We start from the raw sequence: 4,300 nt of genomic DNA on the forward strand, positions 1-4,300 counted from the left end.
CTGTGTTCTGAGGGCTGCGACAAGGGTCCCATGGACATGCCTGCTCATCAACGCTATAGGCGTCTGGAACAATCCCGGCTCGGCTTGGCAGGCCGGGCGCAAGTCCATGAGGTGACGGATGCTCAGCCGACGTTTGATTCTGACCGCAGCCCTTGCCCTCGCTCCCGGGCTGGCCCTGGCGCAGGCCCATTCGCATGGCTCCTCGAATGGTGGCCAAGTTCAGAAGATCGGAGCCTATGAGGTTGAACTCGTGGTCAAGGGGGCTGACGCCAGGCTCTACCTCCTCGACGACAAAGAGCAAAAGGTTGACGCCTCCAAGTTCAGGGCCTCCGCTGTGGTGCTGGCCAAGGGCAATGAGACCAAGACCCTTGAACTGACCCCTGCCGGTGACAATATGCTTGCAGGCAAGGCCGACTTCGCAGTCGACGGCAAGTTCCGGGCGACGGTGACGCTGAAGACCGGCACCGGCGAGGTCGGCAAGGGCCGCTACAGCCTCGACGTTACTGCACCCTAAGGACAGAATTGGCACACCCCGCCATGGCTTCCCTGACCGCCCAACGCTCTTATCCGCGCTGCTTCTGGCAGGTGGTGATAGCGCACGCCATGGCCGTGGTCCTCTTTTTGTCGCTTATCGCCCCACTGCCGGTCGCAGCGGCTGCACCAGGGCCTGCTGCACCAGCGGTCACGGGCACGGTTCCCGAGGCCGGAGACCCATCCGGCGCGCCTGCCGGTTTTGCCGTGCTCCACCACGCCCATTGTGCCTGTCATGCGGCCGCCCGGCTCCCGTCCGGTGCCGCGGCGCCCCCAGTCTCGGCTCAGACCCCCGGTTACCCGGTCTCCTCCGAAGCCAGCCCTCGTCCCCATCCAGCCATCCCTCCGTTCAAGCCGCCCCGCGTGTGACCTAAGGTGGTCCGACGGATGCTCCTTTTGAGCAGACCCGCGGACCTGTCGCGTGCGTTGTCAGAGGCGCGGATGATTTGGTTTTAGGACCAGCCTGGCGAAGGGGTTAGGCTGTTGATGGATCCGCTGCGAGCGGCCATCGCGGGAATCGTGACATGGTTATTCGTCTTCTTTCCATCGGCGCCGTCGCGGCGCTCGGCATTGCCATCGGCAGCCTTGTGCCGGGGGTGCATCAAACCGTCCGATCGGCCGCAAGCCTGATCCCTCTGCCGGGCTTTGCCGCACTGCAGGCCCAGGAGCCTGGCCCCGCATCGGCAAAGCCCGAGGCGCAGGATGAGCATGCGGAGGGCAGCACGGCGGATGAGCACGGGCATGCCGAAGGCGGGGAGGGTGGGGAGGAGAGCAAGGACGGCCTGCTCAAGCTGAGCCCAGACCAGATCGCCGCGACCGGGATCCAGACCGCCAAAGCAGAGGGAGGCACCCTGGCCCGCCGGCTGACGGCGCCGGGTTCCATCATTCCGGACGCGGATCGCATTGCGCGTGTTGCCGCCAAGGTGATCGGCACCGTAGCGGAATTGAGCAAACGCTTGGGCGACCCTGTCAAAAAGGGTGAAGAACTCGCGATCATCGAGAGCCGCGAGGTGGCCGAGGCCAAGAGCGAGTACCTTGCGGCCCAGGTCAACTTTGACCTGCAAAAAACCCTGTTCGAGCGGGAGCAGTCACTGTTCCAGAAGGGCATCTCGGCCGAGCAGCAGTTCCTGCGCGCCCGGACCAGCTTCACCGAGGCGCAGCTGCGGCTTGATCTGGCGCGCCAGAAGTTGTCCGCGCTTGGGGTCAGCGAGAGCGAGGTGGCAGGCCTGTCACGGGCCCCCATGCAAGGTCTCCAGCGCTATGACATCCACGCGCCGATCACCGGCCGCGTAGTCGAGCGCCTTGTTGATCTCGGCGCGCCTGTGGGCGGCGAGGGCCAGGCCAAGGAGCTTTATGTCGTTGCGGACCTGTCCACCGTCTGGGTCGAACTCGCCGTGCCGCTGCGGGACCTGCCGTCCGTGAAGGAAGGCCAGACGGTCCAGATCACGGCCGGAGGAACCAGTGAGCGCGGGGAGGGCCGGATCATCTTCAAGAGCCCGCTCCTCAATCAGGAGACGCGCTCGGCCCGGGTCGTGGCGCAGATCGACAACAAGGCTGGCCTGTGGAGCCCCGGCTCCTTCGTCACCGCTGCGATCAATGTTGAGGAGCAGGCCGTGCCGCTGGCCGTGCCCAAGAGCGCGCTCCAGACAGTTGGCAAAGACCAGGTGGTGTTCGTGCGCACGCCGGAAGGGTTCGAGAAGCGCGAAGTGGCGCTCGGCCGCAGCGATGGCGAAGCCGCCGAGGTGGTGTTCGGGCTTGACCCCGGCGAGGAGATCGCGGTCACCAACACCTTCCGGCTCAAGGCTGAGCTCGGCAAGGCCGAAGCCTCGCACGCGCACTAAAGGACAGCCATCATGATCAAGCACATCCTTGCGTTCTCGGTGCATCACCGCTGGGTGGTCGTGCTCGTCACGGTGCTGGCGGCAGCCTTTGGCATCTATTCCCTGACCAAGCTGCCGATTGATGCTGTTCCGGACATCACCAACAACCAGGTCCAGATCAACACCACCGCGCCCTCGCTGTCGCCTTACGACATCGAGAAGCAGGTGACGTTCCCGATCGAGACGACGCTTGCGGGTATCGCGGGTCTCGAATCCACCCGCTCACTCTCGCGCAACGGCTTCTCGCAGGTGACCGCCGTGTTCAGTGAGAGCACGGACATCTACTTCGCCCGCCAGCAGGTCAACGAGCGCTTGAGCGACGCCAAAGCCAGCCTGCCGCCGGGCGCCGAACCGCAGATGGGACCGATCTCCACCGGTCTGGGCGAGATCTACATGTGGACGGTCGAGTATTCGCCGCCGGCAGCCGGCGTGCCCGTCCAGGATGGCAAGCCGGGCTGGCAAAGCGATGGCGCCTATCTTACGCCCGAAGGGCAGCGCCTCACCGACGATTTCCTGCGGGCGGCTTACCTGCGTACCGTGCAGGACTGGATCATCCGCCCACAGCTCAAAAGCGTGCCGAACGTGGCCGGCGTCGACACGATCGGCGGCTACGTGAAGCAGTATCACGTTCAGCCCGATCCGGCGAAGCTGATCGGGCTTGGGCTGTCGTTTGAGGACGTGGCCAATGCGGTCGAGGCCAACAACGTCAGCCGCGGCGCCGGCTATGTCGAGCGCAACGGCGAGGGCTATGTGGTGCGCTCGGCCGGACGCCTGGAGAGCATGCAGGAGATCGGCAACGTGGTCGTGGCCACCCGCGGTGGCGTTCCTGTCCGGGTGCGGGACGTTGCCGAGGTGACGATCGGCCGGGAGATGCGCACCGGCTCGGCCTCGGAGAACGGGCAGGAGGTGGTGGTCGGCACTGCCCTGATGCTGATTGGCGGCAACAGCCGCACGGTCGCGGCTGCCGTCGACGCCAAAATGCAGGAGATCAACAAGTCGCTGCCGCCGGGCATTCACGCCAAGCCGGTTCTCAACCGCACCCTCTTGGTCAATGCAACCGTCAAGACGGTGTCGAAGAACCTGGCCGAGGGCGCGCTGCTCGTGATCGTCGTCCTGTTCCTGCTGCTCGGCAACTTCCGCGCGGCGCTGATCACGGCACTGGTGATCCCGGTTGCCATGCTGATGACGATGACCGGCATGGTCCAAGGCCAGATCAGCGCCAACCTGATGAGCTTAGGGGCACTTGACTTCGGCCTGATCGTCGACGGTGCAGTCATTATCGCGGAGAACTCCTTGCGCCACCTGGCCGAACGCCAGCACGAATTTGGCCGCAAGTTGAGTTTGGGCGAGCGCCTCAGCACCGTCATTGAGTCGGCCGAGGAGATGATCAAGCCATCCGTCTATGGTCAGGCGATCATTATCCTGGTCTACGCCCCGCTCCTGACATTCACGGGTGTTGAGGGCAAGATGTTCGAGCCCATGGCGCTCACGGTGATCATTGCGCTTGTGGCGGCTTTCGTTCTGTCGATTACCTTCGTGCCGGCCTTGATCGCGATCCTGATCACGGGCCGGGTGCAGGAAAAGGAGAACGTCTTTGTCCGGGCGCTCAAGTCCGTCTACCGGCCTGTGCTCGGACGCGCTCTGCAGTTCCCACTCACCATGGTTTTTGGCGCCGTTCTGCTGCTTGCTGTCGCGGCCACCCTGTTCACCCGGCTCGGTCAGGAGTTCATCCCGCAGCTCGATGAGAAGAACATTGCCATGCAGGCACTGCGCATCCCGAGCACCGCGCTGAGCGAGTCGCAAGCGATGCAGTTCGACGTTGAGAAGGCGATCAGCCGCTTTCCGCAGGTTGCTTTTGTATTCTCGAAGACCGGCACAGCCGAGGTGGC

The 4,300-nt window shown here is 64.4% G+C and carries 3 protein-coding genes; all 3 read left to right on the forward strand.

Features of this window, described 5'->3' with window-relative positions:
- The first annotated feature begins 118 nt into the window (after nt 1–118).
- Complete coding sequence (locus OC446_RS28980; protein ID WP_262032387.1) at nt 119–514, forward strand: hypothetical protein; 396 nt, start codon at nt 119–121, stop codon at nt 512–514.
- Nucleotides 515–1,055: 541 nt separating this feature from the next.
- Entirely contained in the window at nt 1,056–2,372 is a 1,317-nt protein-coding gene (locus tag OC446_RS28985) for an efflux RND transporter periplasmic adaptor subunit (RefSeq protein WP_315986559.1), read from the forward strand.
- A gap of 12 nt (nt 2,373–2,384) precedes the next feature.
- Nucleotides 2,385–4,300 (forward strand): efflux RND transporter permease subunit (locus tag OC446_RS28990; protein ID WP_262032388.1); only part of this gene is annotated, 1,916 nt, incomplete at its 3' end.

It is taken from the genome of Microvirga sp. Mcv34 (genome assembly GCF_024519725.1).
Taxonomy (GTDB): domain Bacteria; phylum Pseudomonadota; class Alphaproteobacteria; order Rhizobiales; family Beijerinckiaceae; genus Microvirga.

What these genes read in the sequence shown, in the direction of transcription:
- OC446_RS28985 (WP_315986559.1), top strand. Translation starts at nt 1,056, where the DNA reads ATGGTTATTCGTCTTCTTTCCATCGGCGCCGTCGCGGCGCTCGGCATT.
- OC446_RS28980 (WP_262032387.1), top strand. Translation starts at nt 119, where the DNA reads ATGCTCAGCCGACGTTTGATTCTGACCGCAGCCCTTGCCCTCGCTCCC.